The sequence below is a fragment of the Amycolatopsis sp. NPDC003861 genome (genome assembly GCF_053605405.1).
Genome location: NZ_JBSGJD010000159.1, coordinates 1 through 22,917 on the forward strand (window position 1 = coordinate 1; position 22,917 = coordinate 22,917).

At 72.3% G+C, this 22,917-nt stretch carries 21 protein-coding genes; 15 read left to right on the forward strand and 6 right to left on the reverse strand.

Annotated elements, in window-relative coordinates; translation table 11 throughout:
• From ACWEVN_RS31520 to ACWEVN_RS31535, 4 genes are all read left to right on the forward strand, one after another.
• The coding region (locus ACWEVN_RS31520; RefSeq protein WP_452053696.1) for a metallophosphoesterase family protein at nucleotides 1-1,476 on the forward strand (1,476 nt) is incomplete at its 5' end.
• A 30-nt stretch (nucleotides 1,477-1,506) separates the two neighbouring features.
• Nucleotides 1,507-2,463, forward strand: coding sequence for an ABC transporter ATP-binding protein (locus ACWEVN_RS31525; protein ID WP_310972323.1), 957 nt, complete (start codon nucleotides 1,507-1,509; stop codon nucleotides 2,461-2,463).
• Nucleotides 2,463-3,266 (forward strand): ABC transporter permease, encoded by an 804-nt coding sequence (locus tag ACWEVN_RS31530; RefSeq protein ID WP_449683221.1) that lies wholly within the window; start codon nucleotides 2,463-2,465, stop codon nucleotides 3,264-3,266. Before ACWEVN_RS31525 ends, ACWEVN_RS31530 begins: the two co-directional genes overlap by 1 nt.
• A complete protein-coding gene (locus ACWEVN_RS31535) occupies nucleotides 3,267-4,088 on the forward strand; it encodes an ABC transporter permease (RefSeq protein ID WP_449683220.1) in 822 nt (273 codons plus the stop codon).
• A 116-nt stretch (nucleotides 4,089-4,204) separates the two neighbouring features.
• Here the strand turns inward: ACWEVN_RS31535 and ACWEVN_RS31540 are convergent, their stop codons facing one another.
• Entirely contained in the window at nucleotides 4,205-5,620 is a 1,416-nt protein-coding gene (locus ACWEVN_RS31540) for a S8 family peptidase (RefSeq protein ID WP_452053697.1), read from the reverse strand.
• 540 nt (nucleotides 5,621-6,160) lie between these two features.
• Here ACWEVN_RS31540 and ACWEVN_RS31545 point away from each other — a divergent pair.
• The 5 genes from ACWEVN_RS31545 (at nucleotide 6,161) to proB (ending at nucleotide 12,529) form a co-directional block, all read left to right on the forward strand.
• Nucleotides 6,161-9,082, forward strand: coding sequence for a translation initiation factor IF-2 N-terminal domain-containing protein (locus ACWEVN_RS31545; RefSeq protein WP_452053698.1), 2,922 nt, complete (start codon nucleotides 6,161-6,163; stop codon nucleotides 9,080-9,082).
• A gap of 165 nt (nucleotides 9,083-9,247) precedes the next feature.
• The gene (gene rplU, locus ACWEVN_RS31550; protein WP_086678418.1) at nucleotides 9,248-9,562 is read left to right on the forward strand and encodes a 50S ribosomal protein L21; all 315 of its coding nucleotides are present in this window, start codon (nucleotides 9,248-9,250) and stop codon (nucleotides 9,560-9,562) included.
• Between the two features lie 38 nt (nucleotides 9,563-9,600).
• Nucleotides 9,601-9,858 carry a 50S ribosomal protein L27 gene (gene rpmA, locus ACWEVN_RS31555; RefSeq protein WP_086846674.1) on the forward strand — a complete coding sequence of 86 codons (258 nt, stop codon included), beginning with the start codon at nucleotides 9,601-9,603 and terminating at the stop codon, nucleotides 9,856-9,858.
• A 107-nt stretch (nucleotides 9,859-9,965) separates the two neighbouring features.
• Nucleotides 9,966-11,423 carry a GTPase ObgE gene (obgE, locus tag ACWEVN_RS31560; protein WP_449683217.1) on the forward strand — a complete coding sequence of 486 codons (1,458 nt, stop codon included), beginning with the start codon at nucleotides 9,966-9,968 and terminating at the stop codon, nucleotides 11,421-11,423.
• A complete protein-coding gene (proB, locus tag ACWEVN_RS31565; RefSeq protein WP_452053699.1) occupies nucleotides 11,420-12,529 on the forward strand; it encodes a glutamate 5-kinase in 1,110 nt (369 codons plus the stop codon). The genes obgE and proB overlap by 4 nt, the downstream gene beginning before the upstream one ends.
• A gap of 4 nt (nucleotides 12,530-12,533) precedes the next feature.
• Here the strand turns inward: proB and ACWEVN_RS31570 are convergent, their stop codons facing one another.
• From ACWEVN_RS31570 to ACWEVN_RS31590, 5 genes are all read right to left on the reverse strand, one after another.
• Nucleotides 12,534-12,818 (reverse strand): putative quinol monooxygenase, encoded by a 285-nt coding sequence (locus ACWEVN_RS31570; RefSeq protein ID WP_452053700.1) that lies wholly within the window; start codon nucleotides 12,816-12,818, stop codon nucleotides 12,534-12,536.
• Complete coding sequence (locus ACWEVN_RS31575; protein WP_452053701.1) at nucleotides 12,815-13,201, reverse strand: PPOX class F420-dependent oxidoreductase; 387 nt, start codon at nucleotides 13,199-13,201, stop codon at nucleotides 12,815-12,817. Before ACWEVN_RS31575 ends, ACWEVN_RS31570 begins: the two co-directional genes overlap by 4 nt.
• Nucleotides 13,202-13,213: 12 nt before the next feature.
• Complete coding sequence (argS, locus tag ACWEVN_RS31580) at nucleotides 13,214-14,938, reverse strand: arginine--tRNA ligase (protein WP_452053702.1); 1,725 nt, start codon at nucleotides 14,936-14,938, stop codon at nucleotides 13,214-13,216.
• Between the two features lie 70 nt (nucleotides 14,939-15,008).
• On the reverse strand, nucleotides 15,009-16,295 hold the full coding sequence (locus tag ACWEVN_RS31585) for an MFS transporter (RefSeq protein ID WP_452053703.1): 1,287 nt from the start codon (nucleotides 16,293-16,295) through the stop codon (nucleotides 15,009-15,011).
• An 85-nt stretch (nucleotides 16,296-16,380) separates the two neighbouring features.
• A complete protein-coding gene (locus ACWEVN_RS31590; RefSeq protein ID WP_452053704.1) occupies nucleotides 16,381-18,492 on the reverse strand; it encodes a RecQ family ATP-dependent DNA helicase in 2,112 nt (703 codons plus the stop codon).
• Nucleotides 18,493-18,689: 197 nt separating this feature from the next.
• On the opposite strand from ACWEVN_RS31590, the gene nadD reads away from it, so the two are divergent.
• The 6 genes from nadD to ACWEVN_RS31620 all read left to right on the forward strand — a co-directional run bounded on the left by nadD (nucleotide 18,690) and on the right by ACWEVN_RS31620 (nucleotide 22,770).
• A complete protein-coding gene (nadD, locus tag ACWEVN_RS31595; protein ID WP_242547171.1) occupies nucleotides 18,690-19,259 on the forward strand; it encodes a nicotinate-nucleotide adenylyltransferase in 570 nt (189 codons plus the stop codon).
• Between the two features lie 60 nt (nucleotides 19,260-19,319).
• Nucleotides 19,320-19,715, forward strand: coding sequence for a ribosome silencing factor (gene rsfS / locus ACWEVN_RS31600; protein ID WP_003067112.1), 396 nt, complete (start codon nucleotides 19,320-19,322; stop codon nucleotides 19,713-19,715).
• On the forward strand, nucleotides 19,712-20,326 hold the full coding sequence (locus ACWEVN_RS31605) for a histidine phosphatase family protein (protein ID WP_449683210.1): 615 nt from the start codon (nucleotides 19,712-19,714) through the stop codon (nucleotides 20,324-20,326). Before rsfS ends, ACWEVN_RS31605 begins: the two co-directional genes overlap by 4 nt.
• 3 nt (nucleotides 20,327-20,329) lie before the next feature.
• Nucleotides 20,330-21,058 carry a diglucosylglycerate octanoyltransferase gene (octT, locus tag ACWEVN_RS31610; protein WP_452053705.1) on the forward strand — a complete coding sequence of 243 codons (729 nt, stop codon included), beginning with the start codon at nucleotides 20,330-20,332 and terminating at the stop codon, nucleotides 21,056-21,058.
• Nucleotides 21,059-21,062: 4 nt separating this feature from the next.
• Nucleotides 21,063-21,932 (forward strand): DegV family protein, encoded by an 870-nt coding sequence (locus ACWEVN_RS31615; RefSeq protein WP_449683209.1) that lies wholly within the window; start codon nucleotides 21,063-21,065, stop codon nucleotides 21,930-21,932.
• Between the two features lie 112 nt (nucleotides 21,933-22,044).
• Nucleotides 22,045-22,770 carry a helix-hairpin-helix domain-containing protein gene (locus ACWEVN_RS31620; RefSeq protein ID WP_452053706.1) on the forward strand — a complete coding sequence of 242 codons (726 nt, stop codon included), beginning with the start codon at nucleotides 22,045-22,047 and terminating at the stop codon, nucleotides 22,768-22,770.
• Nucleotides 22,771-22,917: the final 147 nt, after the last annotated feature.

Here is a 22,917-nt window from a genome sequence, read left to right on the forward strand (position 1 = left end):
GTCGGCGCGGCGCTGTCCGCGGCACCCGGCCGCGACGGCGGCGCCGGCCTCGCGCTGGACTACCGGCTGACCGGCACGACCGCGACGCGCGCGGCCTACGTGACGCCTTCGTCGCCGCTTGCGGTGCCGCCGGGCACGCAGAAGATCGGGCTGTGGGTCGACGGCGACGGCAAGGGTGCGTGGCTGCGGGCCGAACTGCGCGACGCCGCGAACGTGGCGTCCATTGTGGACCTTTCGCTGAGCGTCGACTGGACGGGCTGGAAGTACGTCACCGCCACGATTCCGGCCGGGCTCCCCGCCGGACAGCGCCTGGCGCGCTTCTACGCCGTCGAGAACGTGCCGGACCAGCAGTACGAGGGCCGGCTCGTGTTCGACGACCTGACCTTCGAGGTGGCGCCGACGACGGCCGTGCCCGCCGATCCCGCCCCGCACGACCCGGCGCTGGTCACCGACGGCGTCCTGGCCGGCGGCCTGCGGGTCGCGGTGGTCAGCGACGCCCAGTTCACCGCGGACGACCCGGCGGGGCCGCTGGTCGCCCAGGCCCGCCGGGCGCTGCGCGAAGCCGTCGCGGCGAAACCGGACCTGGTGCTGCTCAACGGCGACTTCGTCGACCGCGGCACCGCGCCCGACTTCGTACTGGCCCGGCAGGTGATCACCGAGGAGCTCGGCGAGCTGGTGCCCTGGTACTACGTGCCGGGCAACCACGAGGCCGAAGGCGGCAACGGCCTCGCGAACTTCCAGGCGGCCTTCGGCGTGACGCACCAGGTCGTCGACGTCCGCGGCATCCGGCTGGTGCTGCTCGATTCTTCGCGCGGCTCGCTGCGGGCCGGCGGGTTCGACCAGGTCCGGATGCTGCGGTCGGCGCTCGACTCCGCGGCGCGCGACCGGTCGGTCCGCGGGGTCGTCGTCGCCATGCACCACCCGGTGAAGGACCCGAGCCCGACCGGGAACTCGCAGCTCGGCGACCGGAAGGAGGCCACCCTGCTGACCCAGTGGCTGACCGGGTTCGAGCAGGCTTCCGGCAAGCCGGCCGCCGCGGTGGCCTCGCACGCCGGCGTGTTCTCGCTGTCGCGGGTCGACGGGGTGCCGTACCTGGTCAACGGCAACTCGGGCAAGGCGCCCGCGGCCGCGCCGGGCGACGGCGGGTTCGTCGGCTGGACGCTGCTGCGGGTGGACCCGGCCGACCGCGCCGAGCCGGTGCGGTTCGAGACGCGCCCGAACGTCGACGCCCTTTCGCTGACCGGGCCGTCGTCGATGGCCCGCGGCGAACGCGCGGTCGTCCGCGCTTCGGTGCGGCAGGGGACGCGGGACGTGCCGGTGTCCTACCCGGTGAGCGCGGACTGGCAGGTCGGCCGGGGCGTCGTCGCGTTCGACCCGGCCTCGGGCGTCCTGACCGCGGTGCGGCCGGGTGTCGCGCGGCTGTCCGTGCAGGTCAACGGCGTCTCGCAGACGCTGGTGGTGACGGTCCGCGGCTAATCCGTTCGGTTTTTGTCGGTGGTCGGTCCTATGGTGCGAAGCGTGGACGATGCGGAGGACCGGGAACCGGCACTGGTGCAGGCCAAGGCACTGGTGAAGCGCTTCGGCGAGTTCGAAGCCGTGCGCGGGATCGACGTCGAGGTGCGGCGCGGGGAGGCGTTCGGGTTCCTCGGCCCGAACGGCGCGGGCAAGTCGTCGACCATGCGGATGATCGCCTGCGTGTCACCCCGCACGGACGGCGAGCTCCGCGTGCTCGGCCTCGACCCGGAGGTGGCCGGGCCGCGGATCCGCGCGCGCCTCGGCGTGGTGCCGCAGCAGGACAACCTGGACGTCGAGCTGACGGTCCGGGAGAACCTGCTGGTCTACGGCCGCTACTTCGGCCTGTCGCGCGCGGCGGCCCGGGAGAAGGCCGCGGAACTGCTGGAGTTCGCCCAGCTCACGGACCGCGCCGGCGACAAGGTCGACCCGCTGTCGGGCGGTATGAAGCGGCGGCTGACGATCGCCCGCTCGCTGGTCAACGACCCGGAGCTGCTGCTGCTCGACGAGCCGACGACGGGCCTCGACCCACAGGCCCGGCACCTGCTGTGGGATCGGCTGTTCCGGCTCAAGGCCCAGGGCACGACGCTGATCGTGACGACGCACTACATGGACGAAGCCGAGCAGCTGTGCGACAGGCTGGTGGTGATGGACCACGGCCGCATCGCCGCGGAGGGCTCGCCGGCCGACCTGATCCGGCGGTACTCGACGCGCGAGGTCGTCGAGCTGCGGTTCGCGTCGGGGGAGCAGGTGTCGGCCGCCCAGCAGGTGGAGGGCCTGGCGGAGCGCGTGGAGGTGCTCCCGGACCGAGTCCTGCTGTACAGCGACGACGGCGAGGACGCGTTGGAGCGAGCCCATTCCCGCGGCGTGCGGCCGCTGTCGAGCCTGGTGCGCCGCAGCTCGCTGGAGGACGTCTTCCTCCGGCTCACCGGCCGGACGTTGGTCGACTGATGGCGACGATCTCGACCGGCCGGGTGGTCGGCAAGTGGCACGGCGCCTGGCTGCAGGTCGAGGGGCGCTGGACGTGGTACCGCCGCCATTGGCTGTCCACTTTGTACTCCACCGGCCTGCAGCCGGTGCTCTTCCTGGCCGCGATGGGGCTCGGCTTCGGCTCGCAGGTGCGGCCGGGCGAGGTCACCGGCGGCCTGTCGTACCTGCAGTACATCGCCCCGGCGCTGCTGGCCGCCGGGGCCGCGCAGCAGGCGTTCGGCGAGTCGAGCTACCCGGTGCTGTCCGGGTTCAAGTGGCAGAAGGAATACCTGGCCGTCACGGCCACCCCGGTGTCACCGGGCCAGGTGTTCGGCGGGCACCTGATCTGGTCGGCCCTGCGCCTGACGCTGGCGGGCGCGATCTACGCGTTCGTCGCGCTGTTCTTCGGCGCCTGGACCGGGCCGGGGGTGCTGCTGGTGATCCTGGCCGGCACGGTCACCGGGCTCGCCTGCACCGCACCGATGGCCGCGCTCGCCGCGCGGACCTACGACGAGGGCCAGCGCTTCGGGCTGATCTTCCGGTTCGTCGTGATGCCGATGACGTTGTTCTCCGGCACGTTCTTCCCGATCTCCCAGCTGCCGGGCGCGATCCGCTGGGTGGCCTGGCTCTCCCCGCTGTGGCACGGCACGCAGCTGGCCCGCGGCGTGAGCATCGGCGGCGTGGGCGGCTGGGCGATGCTCGGTCACCTCGCCGTGCTGGCGGCGCTGTTCGCGGCCGGGTGGGTGCTCGCGCACCGGGCCTTCTACCGGAGGCTGGTGGTCTGAATGACGACCGTCGAAACCCGCGCCGGGTTGCTGCTGCGCATCCTGCCGCCGGGGCTGTACGCGGGCCGCGCCCGGATGCTCGTCGAACGCTCGGTGCTGGTCTACCGCGGCAACTGGCTGATCTTCCTGTCCGGCGCGGTCGAGCCGTTCCTCTACCTGCTGGCGTTCCAGCTGGGGTTCGGCAAGCTGGTCACCGAGGTGACGGGCCCCGGCGGGCAGCCGATGAGCTACGTCGCCTTCGTGGCGCCGGCGCTGCTGGCGACGTCGGCGATGAACGGCGCCGTCTTCGAATCGACGTACAACCTGTTCTTCAAGCTGCGCTACGCCAAGCTGTACGACGCGATGCTGGCGACCCCGATCGGCCCGCTGGACGTGGCGCTGGGCGAGATCGGCTGGGCGATCACCCGCGGCGGCATCTACGCGGTGGCCTTCCTCGCCATCGCGGCGGCGATGGGCCTGCTGGCCTCGTGGTGGGCCCTGCTGATGGTCCCCGCGGCGCTCCTGGTGGGCTTGGCGTTCTCGGCGATCGGCATGGCGCTGGTGACGTTCCTGCGCTCGACGGCCCAGTTCGACTACATCCAGCTCGGCCTGACCCCGATGTTCCTCTTCGCGACAACGTTCTACCCGCTGTCGGTGTACTCCGAGCCGCTGCAGTGGGTGATCCGCTGCCTCCCGCTCTACCACGCGATCGAGCTGATGCGCGGCCTGGCCACGGGCCTGTTGTCCGGCAGCATGCTGATCAACCTGGCCTACCTACTGGCCCTGGGCGCGATCGGCCTCTGGGCCTCGACCCGCCGAATAGCCAAGCTCCTCCTCACCTGACGAGACGCCCACCCAATCACGCGAGTTCCGTCCCCAATCACGCGAGTTCCGCGCTCAGTCACGCGAGTCCCGTCCCGGATCACGCGGGATCCGGCTCCGCGCACGCCCGGGCGGGGTCAGCGGGCCTGGTCGGGCTGCCCACCCGGTGCAGCCGCAGGCGCCGGAGCACGCACCATCCCGTGCCCGTAGAACCCGTTGTACCCCTCATACCCCGCGCAGTACGCGTCCTGAAGCCCATCCCCGGTCAGATCGTAGTCGGCCGGGCAGGGCATCGGCATCGCCTGCGCGTCCAACGTCCGCCGCAGCTGGCGGGGGCCGGCCTTCTCCGATGCGGACGCCAGCAGCGCCAGCACGCCCGTCACGTGCGGGGCCGCCATCGACGTTCCGCACAGCGGTGCGTACCCGCCCGGCACCGTCGACAGCACGCACTCGCCCGTCTCGCCGCCCGGCGCGGTGACGTCGATCACGCCCAGCCCGTACGAGCTGTACCCCGCCTTCACCCGGTCCGCGCCGAAGGCCGACACCGCGACGACGTCCCGCAGCCCGGCCGGCAGTGCTTCACACCCGCTGGTGGCCCCGCGCGCCCCCGACCGCGCCGACGGCGTCAGGTCGACCGCCTCGTTCGTCGCCGCCGCCACGTTCAACGTCCCCGCCGACGTGCTGTACTCCACCGCCCGGGCCAGCACCTCGTGCACCACTCCACGGTCGTTGCCGCGGATGCACGACAGCGACCACGGGTTGACGAAGAAGCTGCTGTTCGTCACCCGCATGTGCCGCGCGGCCGCCCACATCAGCCCGCACACCGCGGCCTCCGGGGCGGCGTACCCGCGGTCGTCGATCACCTTCACCGACGCCACTCGCACCCCGGGCGCCACACCCGTCACGCCGCGCCCGTCGTCGGCCGCCGCGATGATCCCCGCCACGTGCGTCCCGTGCACCGACGTCGTCGGCTCCCACGCCGACGGCGACCGGTCGGGCGCGCCCGTCAGGCAGCCGGCGGAGTCGTCGCGGTCGATGGCGTCGCTCAGGTCCGGGTGGTCCGGGTCGATCCCGGAGTCGAGCACGCCGACGACGACGTCCCGGCGGCCCGCGAAGACGGCCGGGGCGCCGATCATCCGCATGTCCCACTGCTGCCCGCTCAGGTCGGCGCCGGGGACGCGGGCCGGGTCGGTCGCCGGCAGCGCAGCCCGCGCGGGCTGCGGCTTGACCTCGGCGGCGCGCTGCGCGGCCAGCCGCTCGGCCTGCGCGCTGAACGCCCGGTCGAGCCCGATCCGCCCGCCGAAACCCGGGTCGCCGGAGGTGGCGACCGCGACCGCGATCTGCGGGTAGTACACGGTGGTGGCTCCGCAGGCGTGGTCGATTTCCGACCGGGCCGCGGCTTCGGAGGTGCCGCGGTCGAAGGCGACGACGTAGCGGAGGGCCCGGCCGTGGGCGCAGCCGGACTCGGCGGCCGCCGGACCGGCGGTGACGCATCCCGAAAGCACCATGACGGTGCACACGGCCGCTCGCAGCGGCCGCGCCAGCAGGGACACCGGACCTCCCACCGGATGCAGGAACCGCGGGTGCCGGCGCGCGAGATCCCGGTCACCCCGAGCCGCACCGTAGCCACCCGGCGCCCGGCGGACAAGCGCTGGGGCGAAGTTCCCCCGGCCGTGGGCCGGTACGGCACGCCCGGGTGCCTGCGGGAGGTACCGAGTACACCGGAGTGGTCACCCGGTGTGGGATACTTGGGGTGGCCGCTGGGCCGCGGGGCGCACGTGAGAGGTGCTGCCTGCGGCGTTGTGGCCCGGTGATGTGCATGAACAGCGTGACGCGCGTCGCCGCCCGCGAACCGGGTGGCTGGACGACGTGGCAGGCGGCCCGGGGGCCGCGCAAGCCTGGCCAAGCACGCCGCCGAGCAGACCTTTGGCCGGGTTGCGCCCCACCGGAAGCGGTGGTGCGGCGCCCGGTTGTCGGGCAAGGATTCCCGCCGCTGGTGACCACCACGGCGGCAACGATCAGAAAGGGGCCCCTGCGCGGCCGCGTCCCTGCCGGTGCGAACCGGCAGACGCGCCCGGGGGCGGAGGAGACACATGTCGAACGCGGAAACACCCGCCGAGCACACCGGCGGGAATCCCGCCACACCCGCGGCCGGCCCGCTGGCCGACCTGCCCGCCCGGATCCGGGTGCACGCGCTGGCCAAGCTGCTCGAGTCGCACAGCCGGGACGTCCTCGCGAAGCTCGCCGAGCTGGGCGAAAGCGTGCGCAGCGCGCAGTCGAGCGTGACCAGGGAAGTGGCGCTCAAGGTGGCCGAGGCCTTCGCGCCCGGAGAGACCGGCGAGACCGGCAAGACCGGTGAGACGGAAGACACGGCGGCCGAGCCCGTCGCGCCGGCCCAGCCCGCCGAGGCCCGCCCGCCGGTGCCCGAGGTGCCGGTCGCCGAGGCCGAGAAGCCGCGGCCGCGCCAGAAGACCCGCGCGCACCTGCCGGTGTTCGCCGCGCCGTCGCCGGTCTTCCTGCCGCCGGAGCCGGCCGAGCCCGCCGCCAAGCCGGCCCGCAAGCCGGCCGACCCCTTCGCGGAGCCGCCGTCGCGCCCCGAGCCCGAGGTCGCCGAGGAAGAGACCGAAGACACCGCGCCGGGCACCGACACCGGTGCCGATGAGGACGGCGACGACGCCGGCAGCCGCCGTCGCCGCCGCCGGGGCCGTCGCGGCCGTGGCCGTGGCAAGGGCGCCGAGGGGGGCGACGAGACCGCCGAAACCGAGGACGACCAGGCCGAGGAGCAGCCGCGCCGCAAGCCTCGCAACGGCGACGAAAAGCCCGAAGCGGACACCGAAGAGGCCGAGGACGCCGCGGAGTCGTCTGCGGACGCCGAGAGCGACGCCGACGAGGGTGAAGGCGGCAGCCGCCGCCGGCGCCGTCGCCGTCGCCGCAAGGGCTCGGACGGCGAAGACGCCGCCGAGAGCACCGACGACCCGCCCAACACCGTCACCCACGTCCGGCAGGCGAAGGCCGAGCAGCCCGAGCGCCCGGCGCGCGACGAGGTGCGCAGCGTCCGCGGGTCGACCCGGCTGGAAGCCAAGCGCCAGCGCCGCCGCGACGGCCGCGAGGCGGGCCGCCGCCGCGCCCCGATCCTGTCCGAGGCCGAGTTCCTGGCCCGCCGGGAGTCGGTCGAGCGCACGATGGTCGTCGCCGAGCACGGCGACTCCACCCAGATCGCGGTCCTCGAGGACGGCGTCCTGGTCGAGCACTTCGTGACGCAGTCGGGCTCCGGCTCGATCGTCGGCAACGTCTACCTCGGCCGCGTCCAGAACGTGCTGCCGAGCATGGAAGCCGCGTTCATCGACATCGGCCGCGGCCGCAACGCCGTGCTCTACGCCGGCGAGGTCGACTGGGACGCCGCCGGCCTCGAGGGCAAGGCTCGCAAGATCGAGCAGGCGCTGTCCACCGGCGACTCCGTGCTGGTCCAGGTGACCAAGGACCCGGTCGGGCACAAGGGCGCCCGGCTGACCACGCAGATCTCGCTGCCCGGCCGCTTCCTGGTGTACGTCCCCGCGGGCGGCGCCACCGGCATCTCCCGCAAGCTGCCGGAGAACGAGCGCCGCCGGCTCAAGGACATCCTCAAGCGGATCGTCCCGGAGGACGCGGGCGTCATCATCCGCACCGCCTCCGAGGGCATCGGCGAGGAGGAGCTGGGCCGCGACGTCGACCGCCTGAAGGCGCAGTGGGACGTCATCAAGGAGAAGGCCGCCGCCGGTTCCGGCAAGAAGGGCGGCGCGCCGACCATGCTCTACGAAGAGCCGGACCTGCTGGTCAAGGTCGTGCGTGACCTCTTCACCGAGGACTTCACCAAGCTGGAGATCCAGGGCAACCGGTCCTGGGAGACGATCAACGGCTACGTCAGCCACGTCGCCCCGGAGCTCACCGAGCGCCTCAAGCGCTACACCGGCACCGGCGACGCGTTCGCCGACCACCGGATCGACGAGCAGATCACCAAGGCGCTCGACCGCAAGGTCTGGCTGCCGAGCGGCGGTTACCTGGTCATCGACCGCACCGAGGCGATGACCGTGATCGACGTCAACACCGGCAAGTTCACCGGTTCGGGTGGCAACCTCGAGGAGACGGTGACCCGCAACAACCTGGAGTCGGCGGAGGAGATCGTCCGCCAGCTCCGGCTGCGGGACATCGGCGGCATCATCGTCATCGACTTCATCGACATGGTGCTCGAGTCCAACCGCGAGCTGGTGCTGCGCCGGCTCACCGAGTGCCTCGGCCGCGACCGCACGCGCCACCAGGTCGCCGAGGTCACCTCGCTCGGCCTGGTCCAGATGACCCGCAAGAAGATCGGCACCGGCCTGCTCGAGGCGTTCTCGACGCCGTGCGAGCACTGCAAGGGCCGGGGCGTGCTCGTCTCGACCGAGGTGCAGCGCACGAGCGGCGGCTCCTCGCAGTCCCACGGCGGCGGCAACGGCAACGGCGGCGGCAACGGTGGCGGGGAGAAGAGCTCCCGCCGGTCGCGGGGCCGCGGCAAGGGCGAGGAGGCCGCCAAGGAGCAGGCCGAAGCCGCCAAGGCCGAGGTCCATGCCGTCCCGACGCCGGAGCAGCGCGAGTCGATCGCGTCCGCGGTGGCGGCGATGGCGAACGCGTCGAAGGCCGCCAAGGAGCACGACCACGGCGCGCTGAACGGCAACGGGCCCGCCCCGGAGCCGGCCAGGGAGGTCGCGGACGTCCCGGCGACCACGGAGGCCGACGAGACGCCGGTGGCGGCCGAGCCGCCCGCCGAGCCCGCCCAGGAGGTCGCCGGCACCCCGGTGACCACCGAGGCCGACGAGGTCCCGGTGCCGCAGGAGCAGGAACCCGAGGTCGAGCGGTCTTCGGCGCCGGAGCCGGCCGAGGAGCCGGTCACCGACGTCAGCGTGCCCGAACCGGCCGTGCGCTCCACCCGGCGCCGTCCGCGCCGGGCGGCGTCGCGGCCGGCGGGCCCGCCGGTGCACGCCTCCGACCAGAGCAAGTGAACAACTAGGGGGACCCCGGTGGTAACGCACCGGGGCACCCCACGTAACCTGTAGTACGGCCTGCCACCAGAGCAGGTCGCCTGCGCGAGTCCAGGACCGCCGTTCCATCAGGTGGGCCGATCGCGCGGAGCCCCCACCCATTGTCGAGTAATGCAGGAGACTTCCGTGTCGGCGTACGCGATCGTCAAGACCGGCGGCAAGCAGTACAAGGTGGCCGTCGGCGACGTCGTCGAGGTCGAGAAGCTCGAGGGCGAGCCGGGCACCGAGCACATCCTCCCCGCCGTTTTGTACGTCGACGGTGGCGAGGTCACCACGGACGCCGACGCGCTGGCGAAGGTCTCGGTCACCGGCAAGGTCGTCGAGCAGACCAAGGGTCCGAAGATCCGGATCCACAAGTTCAAGAACAAGACGGGCTACCACAAGCGCCAGGGTCACCGGCAGAAGCTGACCCGCGTCGAGGTCACCGCCATCTCCCTGTAAGACCGTCTCCGGATCTTCGCAAGAAAGAGGATTGAGCTATGGCTCACAAGAAGGGTGCATCCAGCTCCCGCAACGGTCGTGACTCGAACGCGCAGCGCCTCGGCGTCAAGCGCTTCGGCGGCCAGGAAGTCAACGCGGGCGAGATCCTCATCCGCCAGCGCGGCACCAAGTTCCACCCCGGCGTGAACGTCGGCCGTGGCGGCGACGACACGCTGTTCGCCCTGGCCGCCGGCGCGGTCCAGTTCGGCGAGAAGCGTGGCCGCAAGACGGTCAACATCGTGCCGTCGGAAGCCTGATTCGGCTTCTGTCTAGACCTCTGACGAGGGGTGGGGCCGGAATATCCGGTGCCACCCCTCGTTTGTTTTGTGCAGACCCTTTTCGGCGAGTGAAGTGAGGCAGAGTCATGGCGTCCCGGTTCGTGGACCGCGCGGTCATCCACCTGACCGCCGGTGACGGGGGCAACGGCTGTGCCTCGGTGCACCGCGAGAAGTTCAAGCCCCTCGGCGGCCCCGACGGCGGCAACGGCGGCAACGGCGGCGACGTCCTGCTGGTCGTCGACCCCAACGTGCACACCCTGCTCGACTTCCACTTCCGCCCGCACGCCAAGGCCGGCAACGGCAAGATGGGCCAGGGCAGCAACCGCGCCGGCGCGGCGGGGGAGACGCTGGTGATGAAGGTGCCGTCCGGCACCGTCGTGTTCACCGAAGACGGCGAGATGGTCGCCGACCTGATCGGCCCGGGCACCACGTTCGTCGCCGCCCAGGGCGGCCGCGGCGGGCTCGGCAACGCGGCCCTCGCGTCGAAGGCCCGCAAGGCCCCCGGGTTCGCCCTGCTGGGCGAGCCGGGTGAGGCCCGCAGCCTGACGCTGGAGCTGCGTTCGGTCGCCGACGTCGGCCTGCTCGGGTTCCCGTCCGCCGGCAAGTCGTCGCTGATCTCGGTGCTGTCCGCGGCCAAGCCGAAGATCGCCGACTACCCGTTCACGACGCTGGTCCCGAACCTCGGCGTCATCACCGGTGGCGACACGGTGTTCACGATGGCCGACGTGCCCGGCCTCATCCCCGGCGCGTCCGAGGGCAAGGGCCTGGGCCTGGACTTCCTCCGCCACATCGAGCGCTGCGCGGTGCTGGTGCACGTCGTCGACTGCGCGACCCTCGAGCCGGGCCGTGACCCGCTGTCCGATGTGGACGCGCTGGAGGCGGAGCTCGCCAAGTACACGCCGAGCCTCGGCGGGAAGCTCGAAGAACGTCCGCGCGTGGTCGTCCTGAACAAGATCGACGTCCCGGAGGCGGCCGAGCTCGCCGAGTTCGTGCGCCCGGACCTCGAAGCCCGCGGTCTCCAGGTGTTCGAGGTCTCGACAGCCTCGCGCAAGGGCTTGCGCGAACTGACGTTCGCCTTGGCCGCCATCGTCGAGAAGTACCGCGAGGCGCAGCCGGTGCTGGAGCCGGAGAAGATCGTCCTGCGGCCGCTCGCCGTCGACGACTCCGGCTTCACCGTCGAGGTCGACCCGGAGGAAGAGGGCGCGTTCGTCATCCGCGGCGCGCGTCCGGAGCGGTGGATCCGCCAGACCGACTTCGGCAACGACGAGGCCGTCGGCTACCTCGCCGACCGGCTCAACCGCCTCGGCGTCGAGGACGAGCTGGCCAAGCTCGGCGCGCGGCCGGGGAGCCCGGTCACGATCGGTGACGTCCAGTTCGAGTGGGAGCCGTCGACGCCTTCGGTGGCGGTCCACCTGTCCGGGCGCGGCACCGACGTCCGGCTGGAGCGCACCGACCGCGTCGGCGCGGCCGAGCGCAAGGAAGCCCGCCGGGTGCGGCGGTCGGGCTCGGACTCGGACGAGGACGAGTTGGACTTCGACGCGTGAGCGGCACTCGCGAGGCCATCGCTGCGGCGCGGCGCCTGGTCGTCAAGGTCGGCTCGTCGGCGTTGACGACGGCCGGCAGCGGGCTCGACGTGGCCCGGCTGGACGCGCTGGTCGACGCGATCGCCGAGCGCGTGTCCCGGGACGCGCAGATCGTCCTGGTGTCCTCGGGCGCGATCGGCGCCGGCCTCGCCCCGCTTTCCCTGGGCAAGCGGCCGCGTGACCTTGCCACGCAGCAGGCGGCGGCGAGCGTGGGGCAGCTGCAGCTGGCGCACGCGTACGCCGAGTCGTTCGGCCGGTACTCGCTGACGGTCGGCCAGGTGCTGCTGACCTCCGACGACGTCGTCCGCCGTTCGCACTACCGCAACGCGCAGCGCACGTTCTCGCGGCTGCTGGCGTTGGGCGCGGTCCCGGTGGTCAACGAGAACGACACGGTGGCCACCGAGGAAATCCGCTTCGGCGACAACGACCGTCTGGCGGCCCTGGTGGCTCACCTGATCGGTGCCGACGCGCTGATCCTGCTGTCCGATGTGGACGGCCTGTACGACGGAGACCCCCGCGGCGGCGCGACCCGCAAGCTGACCGAAGTCCTCTCGGAGTCCGATGTGGACGGAATCGCGGTCGGCATGTCCAGCTCGGGCCTGGGAACGGGCGGCATGGTGTCCAAGCTCGCGGCGGCCCGGACGGCGGCGGGAGCGGGCATCCCGGTCCTGCTGGCGGCGGCATCGGAGGCGTCGGCGGCGTTGACGTCGGCGTCCCCGGGAACGGCGTTCGCCCCGGCGGACACCCGCCTGTCGGCCCGCCGCTTCTGGTTGGGCTACGCGGCGGACACGACGGGCAAGCTCCGCCTCGACGACGGCGCGGTGACGGCGGTGGTCCGCCGCCGCCGGTCGCTGCTGGCGGCGGGCATCACGGGCGTGGACGGCGATTTCCAGGCCGGCGACGTGGTCGACCTGGTCGACGCGAAGGACCGCCCGGTGGCCCGCGGAGTGGTCGCCTTCGACGCGACGGAACTCCCGGACCTGATCGGCCGGTCGACCCCGGAGCTGCCGGAGGAGCAGCGGCGGGAGGTCGTCCACGCCGACGACCTGGTCCCGCTGCGCCGGTAGCTGCTCAGGGCGCCTCGACCGCGGAAATCCGGTAGCGCGCCACCGACGCGTCGAGGATTTGCGCCGTCTGCTCGTCCGACGGCCCGGAGCCGCGGAAGCGCTCGAGGTCCGCGTCGGATTCCCAGCGCTCGTACACCGTGATCCGGCCGGCGTCGAGCAGGTCGGCGCCCAGCGCGTACTCCAGGCAGCCGGGCGCCTCCCGCGCGAGCCGGACGGCTTCGGCGCGGCTGTCCAGGTAGGCGGCCCGGTCTTCGGGCGCCACGGCGAGCCAGCCGGCGACGATGATCACGACGTGATCCGGTCCGCTTTGATGGTGAGGAGTAGCCGCGTCTGGTCGCGCCCGCCCCACCACGGGTACGGGCCGCCGAGGTAACGCTGCGCAAGCTCTTCGATGTGCTCGACGGCGCCGTCCTCGGTCATGTCCAGGACGCGCCCGCGGATCGCGTAGTAGCGCGACGGCCGTTCACGGTCGGCGACGTTCAGCGCCACCCGCGGGTCGCGCGCGATGTTGCGCTGCTTCTGGTGGCCCAGCACGGTGTTGACGAGGATGTGCGTGCCGTCGGTGTCCACCCAGGTCTGGGTGAGCTGCGGTGAGCCGTCCGGCATCACCGTCGACAGGAAGCAGAGGCTGGGCTCGCGCAGCAGCGCGAGCAGGTCGCCGGGCAGTTCCACTGTGGTCTCCCGCTAGAGCTGGTCGGGCGCTTCGATCCCGAGCAGGGAAAGCCCGAGCGCGAGCGTGTTCGACGTCAGCGTAGTCAACCTCAGCCGTGACGCGCGCAGCGACGGCGAGGGCGCCTTCAGGACCGGACATTCTTCGAAGAACCGCGAGAAGGCAACCGCCGTCTCGTACAGGTACGTACAGAGCTTGTGCGGCGCGTAGGCGCTTGTCGCTGCCTTCAGTGCTTCGCCGAACCTGAGCAGCTTCAGTGCCAACGCCCGCTCCGCCGGTGCTTCGAGCTCGATCCCGGTCCCGCCGGGCAGGCCGCCCGCCTTCTGGAGGATCGACTGCGTCCGCGCGTGCGCGTACTGGAGGTACACCGACGTGTTGCCCTCCTTGGCCAGCATCCGATCCCAGGCGAAGACATAGTCGCGCTCGCGGTCGCCGGACAGGTCCGCGTACTTCACCGCGCCGATGCCCACCGCCCGCGCGACTTCGGCCTGGCCTGCGGCGTCGAGCTCACTGCGTTCGGCAACGACCGCCGCGGCCTGCGTCACGGCTTCGGTGAGCAGGTCGGCCAGCCTGACGGTCTCGCCGGCCCGGGTCCGCATGGCCTTGCCGTCCGCGCCCAACACGGTGCCGAAGCCGATGTGCTCGGCGTGCCCGGTCAGCCAGCCCGCCGCGCGGCAGGTGGCGAACAGCATCGCGAAGTGCTGCGCCTGCGGCGTCCCGACGACGTAGAGCAGATCGGTGGCGCCACGCTCGGCCGTCCAGTACCGGACGGTCGCCAGGTCCGTGGCGGCGTACCCGTAGCCGCCGTCGCGCTTGCGGACGATCAGGGGCAGCCGATCGCCTTCGCGGTTGCGGAACCCTTCGGGGAACACGCAGATCGCGCCGTCGCTGACTTCCGTCAGCCCGGCTGCCCCGAGGTCGTCGACGACCGCGGCGAGATAGGGGTTGTAGAAACTCTCGCCGTAGATGTCCCTGTCGGTCAGGGAAATGCCGAGCAGGGCGTAGACCTCGTTGAAGTGCCGGGTCGACTCGTCGACGAGCTCCTGCCAGACGGCGAGGGTGTCTTCGTCGCCGCTCTGCAGTTTGACGACCCTGGTGCGCGCCCGCGTCGCGAACGCTTCGTCGCTGTCGAACTTCCGGCGCGCTTCGCGGTAGAAGGCGTCGAGGTCGGCGATCGCGCGTTGCCCGGCGGAGACGTCGAGGAGGTGCTCGATGAGCATGCCGAACGGCGTGCCCCAGTCGCCGAGGTGGTTGTGCGGCAGCACTTCGTGCCCGGCGAACCGCAGCAGACGGGCGAGCGCGTCGCCGATCACGGACGAGCGCAGGTGCCCGACGTGCATCTCCTTGGCGACGTTCGGGCTGCTGTAGTCGAGCGCGATCCGCCGCGGCGCCGGCGTTTCCGGCACGCCGAGACGCGGATCGCCGAGCAACGCGCCGGCCGTCGCCTCGAGCCATTCCGTGCGCAGCACGAAGTTCAGGAACCCCGGCCCGGCGACTTCCGGCGAATCGGCGATCCCGTCGAGTTCGAGCGCTCCGGCGATGAGCCCGGCGACCTCGCGCGGCGGGCGGCCGAGCCGCTTGCCCAGGCTCATCGCGAGGTTGGCCTGGAAGTCGACGCCGTCACGTGGCGACGCCTGGACCAGCGCCTGCTCCGGCGTCAGTTCGACGTCGAGTGCCCAGCCGGCGGCGGTCACCACGCGGCGCGCCAGCTCCTCGGTAACGTCGGCGGTCTGCTGCACGGTGTCCCTCCTTCGGCTCGGTCACGGAAACCCGCACCCTAGCGAGCGTGACCGGCCGATGCCGAAGGGTTTACCGCAGCTCGCTGCCCTTGGTCTCGGGGAGCGTGAGGATGACCGCGAAGGCGATCGCGGCGCCCACGGCGACGTACCAGAAGTAGAGCGTCTGCGACACCGTGCCGAACAGGGTGATGAGCAGGGGAGCGGTGCCGCCGAAGATCGCGACGGTCAGGTTGTACCAGGCCCCGATGCCGAGCCCGCGCAGTTCGGTGGGGAACAGCTCGCTCATGATGGCCGGCGCGATCGACGTCATCGCCGTGTACAGCCCGAGCCCGACACAGAACACCACGAACAGCCCGCCGACCCCCGGACCGATCAAAGTGGACAGCGGCACCACGGCGACCGCGGTCGCCCCGGACCAGACGAGCAGCTGCGGCTTCCGGCCGAACCGGTCCGACAACGCCCCGAGCGGGTACTGCAGCGCGATGAACAACGCCGTGCCGACGGACAGGGCGAGGAACACGGTGTCGGCGTCGGCGTGCCGGTTCTTCACGGCGAACGACGTGAGCGCGCTGAAGAACGTGTAGTAGCAGAGGGTCGACAGCATCGTGAAGCCGACGAGCCTGCCGACCGCCTTGGGGTGGTGGGTCAGCGTCGTCAGCAGCGGCCGCTCGATCTTGCGCGCCTTGGTCTTCGTCTGCTCGAACAGCTCGGTTTCCGCCAGGCTGCGGCGCAGCCACAGCCCGACCAGGCCGAAGACGCCGCCCAGCAGGAACGGCAGCCGCCAGCCCCACGACGCGAGCTGCGCCTTGTCCAGCGCCCGGGCCAGCACGAAGCCGAGCACCGTCGCGACGAGCACCGCCGAGCCGGTCGAGATGTAGAAGAACGCCGAGTACCGGCCGCGACGCTCCGGGGGCGCGATCTCACCCAGGTAGGCCGACGCGTTCGACACCTCACCGCCGAGCGACAGCCCCTGGGCGACGCGCGCGAGCAGCAGCAGGATCGGCGCGAGCCAGCCCACCTGCGTGAACGTCGGCAGCAACCCGATCGCCACCGACCCGCCCGCCATGAGCAGGATGGTGAGGATCATGGCCGGTTTCCGCCCGCGGGTGTCGGCGAACCGCCCGAGCAGCACACCGCCGAGCGGCCGGAAGAAGAACGCCAGCGCGTAGGTCGCGAAGGTGTTGATCAGGGCCAGCGTGTCGTTCCCGGCCGGGAAGAAGGCACTGGCGAAGTAGATACTGAACGTCGCGTAGATCGTCCAGTCGAACCACTCCAGCGCGTTCCCGGCGCTCGCGGCGAACAGCTTGCGCACCGGCAGCCGGTGGCGCTGCGATACCTCGACGGCGGATTCGGTCATGGCAGCCTCCATGTCACCCGAAGGTGGAACGGGACTTTGCCACATCCGTTCGCAGTGCGAAAGGTTCCAACCGCTCTCCCTTCTCCTAAGCCGTGCTGGCCAGCGCGAACGGGAGCACCGCGGGCGCCCCGGCCCGCCGCAGCAGCCGCGCGGCCAGCGTCATCGTCCAGCCGGTGTCGATGACGTCGTCCACCAGCAGCACCGGCCCGGACGGCAGCGTCGCCGCCAGGTCGGCCGGCATGCTCAGCCGCCGCCACAGGTCGGCCAGCCTCTGCGCGCTGTTCGCCTGACGCGGTGGCGGGCCGTCCGCGTCGAGCGCGCCGACGAACTCCAGCCTGCCGATCTCGGCCAGCCGGGTCGCCAGGCTGTACACCAGCTGCGGCCGGGTCGACGACGGCACCGCCACCACCGCCACCGGCCGTTGCGCCCACTGCCAGCCGGCGAGCACCTGGACGCAGGCCTTGAACACCGAGTCAGGGACCTCGGCGTCCACCGCCTGCGGCCCGACGAGCTCTCGCAGCCGGTTGCCCCACCCGACGTCGGTGAGCCGCCCGAGCACCTGCCCGGGCTCGGCCTGGTCGTCGGCCGAGATCCGCCCGGACACCGGTACGTCCAAAGAGGACATCCCGGTGGGCCACTGCTTCCGCGGCGCGACCTCGACACCCGGGCGTTGCAACCGCTCCCGGGTCGCGTCGACGACCTCGTCCGCCACCGCCGTGTCCCAGTGCTGCCCGGTGCAGTTGTCGCACCGCCCGCACGGCACCGCCTCGGGGTCGTCCAGCTGGCGGCGCAGGTACTCCATCCGGCAGCCGCCGGTCGCGAGGTATCCGAGCATCGCCTCCTGTTCGCGGTCGCGCGCCTCCGCGACCCGCCGGTACCGCCCGCGGTCGTACTGCCAGTCCTCGCCCGTGCTCGTCCAGCCGCCCTTGACGCGCCGGACCGCGCCGTCGACGTCCAGGACCTTGAGCACCATTTCCAGCCGGGACCGGGAAAGCTCGACCGATGGCTCGAGCGCGGCCGTCGACAGTGGACGGTCGGCGTAGGACAGGGTGTTCAGCACCTGGGTCACCCGCAGCTCGTCCGGGAAGGCCAGCGATCCGAAGTACGCCCAGATCGCCTTGTCCTCCTCGCCGGGCAGCAGCACGACCTCGGCGCGCTCCACGCCACGCCCGGCGCGGCCGACCTGCTGGTAGTAGGCGATCGGCGACGACGGGGCGCCGAGGTGCACGACGAATCCGAGGTCCGGCTTGTCGAACCCCATGCCCAGCGCGGACGTCGCGACCAGGGCCTTGACGCGGTTGCCGAGCAGGTCGTCCTCGGCGGCCTGCCGATCGGCCGGGTCGGTCTTGCCGGTGTAGGCCGCCACCGGGTAGCCGCGGTCCTTCAGCAGCGACGCCACGTCGTGCGCCGCCGCCACGGTGAGCGTGTAGATGATCCCGGACCCGGGCAGTTCGGCCAGGTGCTCGGCGAGCCAGGCCAGCCGCGCCTGCGACGTCGGCAGCCGGCACACCGACAGCCGCAGGCTTTCCCGGTCGAGGCTGCCGCGCAGCACCAGCGTGTCCGCGCCCGTACCGAGGCCCAGCTGCTCGGCGACGTCGGTGACCACGCGGTCGTTCGCGGTCGCCGTCGTCGCCAGCACCGGCACGCCTTCCGGGAGATCACCGAGCAGCGTGCGCAGCCGCCGGTAGTCCGGCCGGAAATCGTGGCCCCAGTCCGAAATGCAGTGCGCCTCGTCGACCACCAGCAGGCCGGTGCTCGCGGTCAGCTTCGGCAGCACGTTGTCGCGGAAGTCCGGGTTGTTCAGCCGTTCGGGGCTGACCAGCAGGACGTCCACCTCGCCGGCCGCGACCGACGCCTGGACCTGGTCCCATTCCTGGGGGTTCGCGGAGTTCATCGTCGCCGCGTGGATCCCGGCGCGCGCCGCCGCCGAGATCTGGTTGCGCATCAGCGCCAGCAGCGGCGAGACGATCACCGTCGGCCCGCTGCCCTGCTCGCGCAGCAGGGCCGTGGCCAGGAAGTACACCGCCGACTTGCCCCACCCGGTGCGCTGCACGACCAGCGCGCGGCGCCGCTGCGCGACCAAGGCCTCGATGGCCGTCCATTGGTCTTCGCGCAGCTTCGCCGCATCGCCGGCCAGTGCCCGGAGGAGGGTCTCGGCGCCGTCGCGGAGGGCTGAGGTGGTGCTGGTCGTGTCCACGTCCCCACGTCTACCCCATGACACCGACAGAACGGGAATCGGCGGCGCCGCGAACGGAGAGTTTGCGACCGATACGGGCCGTAATGTGACCTGAATCACATGCATTGCCCGGTCGGGCGGGGTGGCGAAGAGCACCCGGCTTCCCGGCGTCCGGCCTTATAGGCTCTCCGGTCATGTCACCACGGCGGATCGGGGTCATGGGCGGCACCTTCGACCCCGTGCACCACGGCCACCTCGTCGCGGCCAGCGAGGTCCAGTCCCGGTTCGGGCTCGACGAGGTGATCTTCGTCCCCACCGGTCAGCCGTGGCAGAAGACCGCGCGCGAGGTGACCAAGGCCGAGGACCGCTACCTGATGACGGTGATCGCGACCGCGTCCAACCCGGTCTTCTCCGTCAGCCGCGTCGACATCGACCGCGGCGGCCCGACCTACACCGTCGACACCCTGCGCGACCTGCACGCCGAATACCCCGAAGACGAGCTCTTCTTCATCACCGGCGCCGACGCGCTCGAGCAGATCCTGACCTGGCACAAAGCCGACGAGCTGTTCGACTTCGCGCACTTCATCGGCGTCACACGGCCCGGTTACCGGCTCAACTCCCACCACCTGCCCAGCGGCAAGGTGAGCCTCGTCGAGGTCACCGCGATGGCCATTTCGTCCACCGGCTGCCGCGATCGGGTCGAGCGCGGGGAGCCGGTCTGGTACCTCGTGCCCGACGGCGTCGTCCGCTACATCGCCAAAAAGGACCTTTACCGGAAGAGCGACTGAACCACTGCCGGTGCCTGCGGGTACCCTTCTCGGGCGAACCCGATCCGGAAAAGGAGCACTGTGGCAGCCACGTCCGAGGCTCGAGAGCTGGCCGTAGCGGCCGCCCACGCGGCGGCGGACAAGAAGGCCAGCGACGTCGTCGTGCTGGACGTGTCCGAACAGCTCGTCATCACCGACGCCTTCGTCATCGCCTCCGCGTCCAACGAGCGCCTGGTCGGCGCGATCGTCGACAACGTCGAGGAGAAACTGCGGGAGAGCGGCCACAAGCCGGTCCGCCGCGAAGGCGCCCGCGAAGGGCGCTGGGTCCTGCTCGACTACGTCGACGTCGTCGTGCACGTCCAGCACGTCGAAGAGCGCACGTTCTACGGCCTCGAGCGGCTGTGGAAGGACTGCCCGCGCATCGAGGTGGCCGGCCTGGAGGAGCCACCCGCCGACGAGGACCCGGACGTCCCGTGAGCCCGCGGCGGCTGGTGCTCTGGCGGCACGGCGAGACGGACTACAACGCCGCCGGGCGGATGCAGGGTCACCTCGACTCGGCGCTGACCCCGCGCGGCTGGAACCAGGCCCGGTTCGCGGTGCCCGCACTGGCCCGCTTCTCCCCGGACCTCGTCATCGCCTCCGACCTGCGCCGGGCCACCGACACCGCCACCGTGCTCACCGACGCCATCGGCGTCCCCCTGCGGATCGACAAGCGGCTGCGCGAGACGCACCTGGGCGAATGGCAGGGTCTCACCGGCGAGGAGGTCGACAAGGCCTACCCCGGTGAACGCGACCACTGGCGCACCGACGCGACCTGGGCCCCGCCGGGCGGCGAGAGCCGGGTCGACGTCGCCGAGCGCGCCGTCGAGGTCGTCACGGACCTGCAGCAGGCCAATTCCGTGGTGGGCGAAACCGTGCTGCTGGCCGCGCACGGCGGGCTGATCATCGCGCTGACCGCGCGGCTGCTGGACCTGCCGGTCGGCACCTGGCCGTCGCTCGGTGGCATCTCGAACTGCCACTGGGTCGAGCTGGGGCGCCGCGACGGGAAGTGGCGGCTGCACGCCTACAACGCGGGGATGCACGGCTAACCAATGGGGCCGCGCCTGCTGGTGTTCGGCGATTCGCTGAGCTTTCACGGTCCCGAAGGACCCTGCGCCGCCGACGAGCCGCGGCTGTGGCCCAACGTCGCGGCCGCTGCTCTCGGTGGCACCGCCGACCTGGTCGCGGGCATCGGCTGGAACGCCCGGGACGCCTGGTGGTCGCTGACCGGCGACCCGCGCGTCTGGGCCGACCTGCACCACGTCGACGCGGTCGTGCTCGCGATCGGCAGCATGGACACGCTGCCCTCGCCGTTGCCGACCTACCTGCGCACCGGCCTGCGCTACCTGCGGCCCGACCCGGTGCGGCGCGTCGTGCGGAAGGCTTATCTCGCGGCGCAACCGCGGCTGGCGGTGGCGCTGCGCGGCCGGCCCGCCGTGCTGCCGGCCAAGCTCACCGTGCAGTACCTCGACACCGCCGTGGGCGCGCTGCGCGTCCTGCGGCCGGAGCTGCCGATCTTCGGCTGGCTGCCGTCGGTCCACCGCGCCGCGGCCTACGGCGGCGTGCACACGGCGCGCCCGGCCGCGGCGGCGGCCATGGCGGCCTGGGGCGCTCGGGCCGGAGTTCCGCTGCTGGACCTCGAAGCCGTGGTGGGGGAGCACGTGCTCGGCGGCGAAGGCAATCCGGACGGCATGCACTGGGGCTGGAAGGGGCACGCCGCGGTGGGCGACGCGATGTCCGTGGTGCTGGCGCCGGTGCTGGCCCCCGGCCACGTAGGCTGACGGCGTGTCGGTCGCCGTAGTCACGGATTCCACCGCCCACCTGCCGGAGGGCTTCGCCGAACGGCACGCGGTCCGGGTGGTGCCCCTGCACGTCCTGGTCGACGGCGTGGTGTCCCTCGACGGCGTCGAGACCGGGCCGGCGGCGGTCGCGGAGGCGATGAAGCAGCGGAAGATCGTCACGACGTCGCGGCCGACACCCACCGAATTCGTCAAGGAGTACCAGGCCGCCTTCGCCGACGGCGCGGACGCGATCGTGTCGGTGCACCTCTCGCGCGAGCTGTCGGGCACCTGGGAAGCGGCGGTCCTGGCGGCGCAGGAGGTGGGGCCGGACCGGGTCCGCGTCGTCGACTCGCGGACCACGGCGATGGGGCTCGGGTTCGCCGCCCTGCACGCCGCTGCGGCCGCCGCCGAGGGAGCTACGGCGGCCGCCGTCGAAGCCGCCGCGGTGACGGCGGCCGGCTGCTCGTCGACGTTGTTCGTCGTGGAGACCTTGGACCACCTGCGCCGCGGCGGCCGGATCGGCCCGGCGGCGGCGCTGCTGGGCACGGCGCTGGCGGTGAAACCGGTGCTGCACATGTCCGAGGGCCGGATCCTGCCGCTGGAGAAGGTCCGCACGATGAACCGGGCGGTGGCGCGCCTGGTCGAGCTGGCGGCCCAAGCGGCGGCCGAGGACGACGTCGAGCTGGCGGTCCACCACCTGGCCTCGCCGGAGCGGGCGGTCGAGCTGGCGAACCGGCTCGAAGTGGCGGTGCCGCGCTCGGCGGGGTGCGTGGTTTCCGAGCTGGGCGCGGTGATCGGGGCGCACACGGGTCCCGGCGTGCTGGGGGTGGTCGTCCAGCGGACGGTCCCGCACACCACACCCGGGCAGGACTGAAACCCCAGGTCGCGGGCGCGCCACCGGCAATCCATCCACAACACCCCGGTTGTCCACAGGAAGCGCCACCACCCCTGTCGCACCCCTCCCCACGCCCCCTAACGTCGATCGTGTGTTCGAGCAGTCCGCCCGGGATCCGGGCTCACCCGTCAACGACCGGCTCTCCTGGCTGGCCGACCAGCTCTCGCCCGATGCGAGCACGGTCGGCCCGGGCGGCCGGCTGATCCGGCGCTGGCTGCCGGGCGGACCGGCCGCGGCCGGCCGCCGGCGGTGGGCACTGGCCGGCGTCCTCGCCGCAGTGGTGGCGATCATCCTGGGCGCGGTCGCGCTGGCGGGCGGCAATCCACCGCCGGAGCCCCCGCCCGCACTGCCCACCGCAAAACCGGCGGCAGAGGTGCGCGCGGCACCCCCGCCGGGCCTGGTGATCAGCGTGATCGGCCGCGTCCGGTCCCCGGGCTTGGTCACGGTGCCCCAGGGCGCCCGCGTGGCGGACGTCCTGCGCGCAGCCGGCGGCCCCGAGCCGGGAGCGGACATGGCCACCTTGAACCTCGCCCGCAAGGTAACGGACGGCGAGCAGTTGGCGGTCGGCATCCCGGCACCCCCACCGCCCCCGGACCTGAACCCGGGCTCCCCGGCACCCGGCGCAAAGGTCGACCTCAACACAGCCTCGGCCGCCCAGCTGGACACCCTCCCGGGAGTAGGCGAGGTAATGGCCACGCGCATCGTCCAGTGGCGCACAGACCACGGCGGCTTCACAAAGGTGGAGCAGCTGAGAGACGTCGACGGCATCGGAGAAAGCAAGTTCGCCCGCCTGCGAGACCAGGTGACGGTCGGATGACCACCTTCTCCGTGCCTGGCGTGCCCGTCGCGCCCGTCGCGCCCGTCGCGCCCGTCGCGCCTGCCGTGCTTGCCGCGCCCAGTGAGGACGAGGAACCTTCTGAAGTCGCTGCAATTTAGGGAGGATCTCGTATTCCTGGTTGTGGGT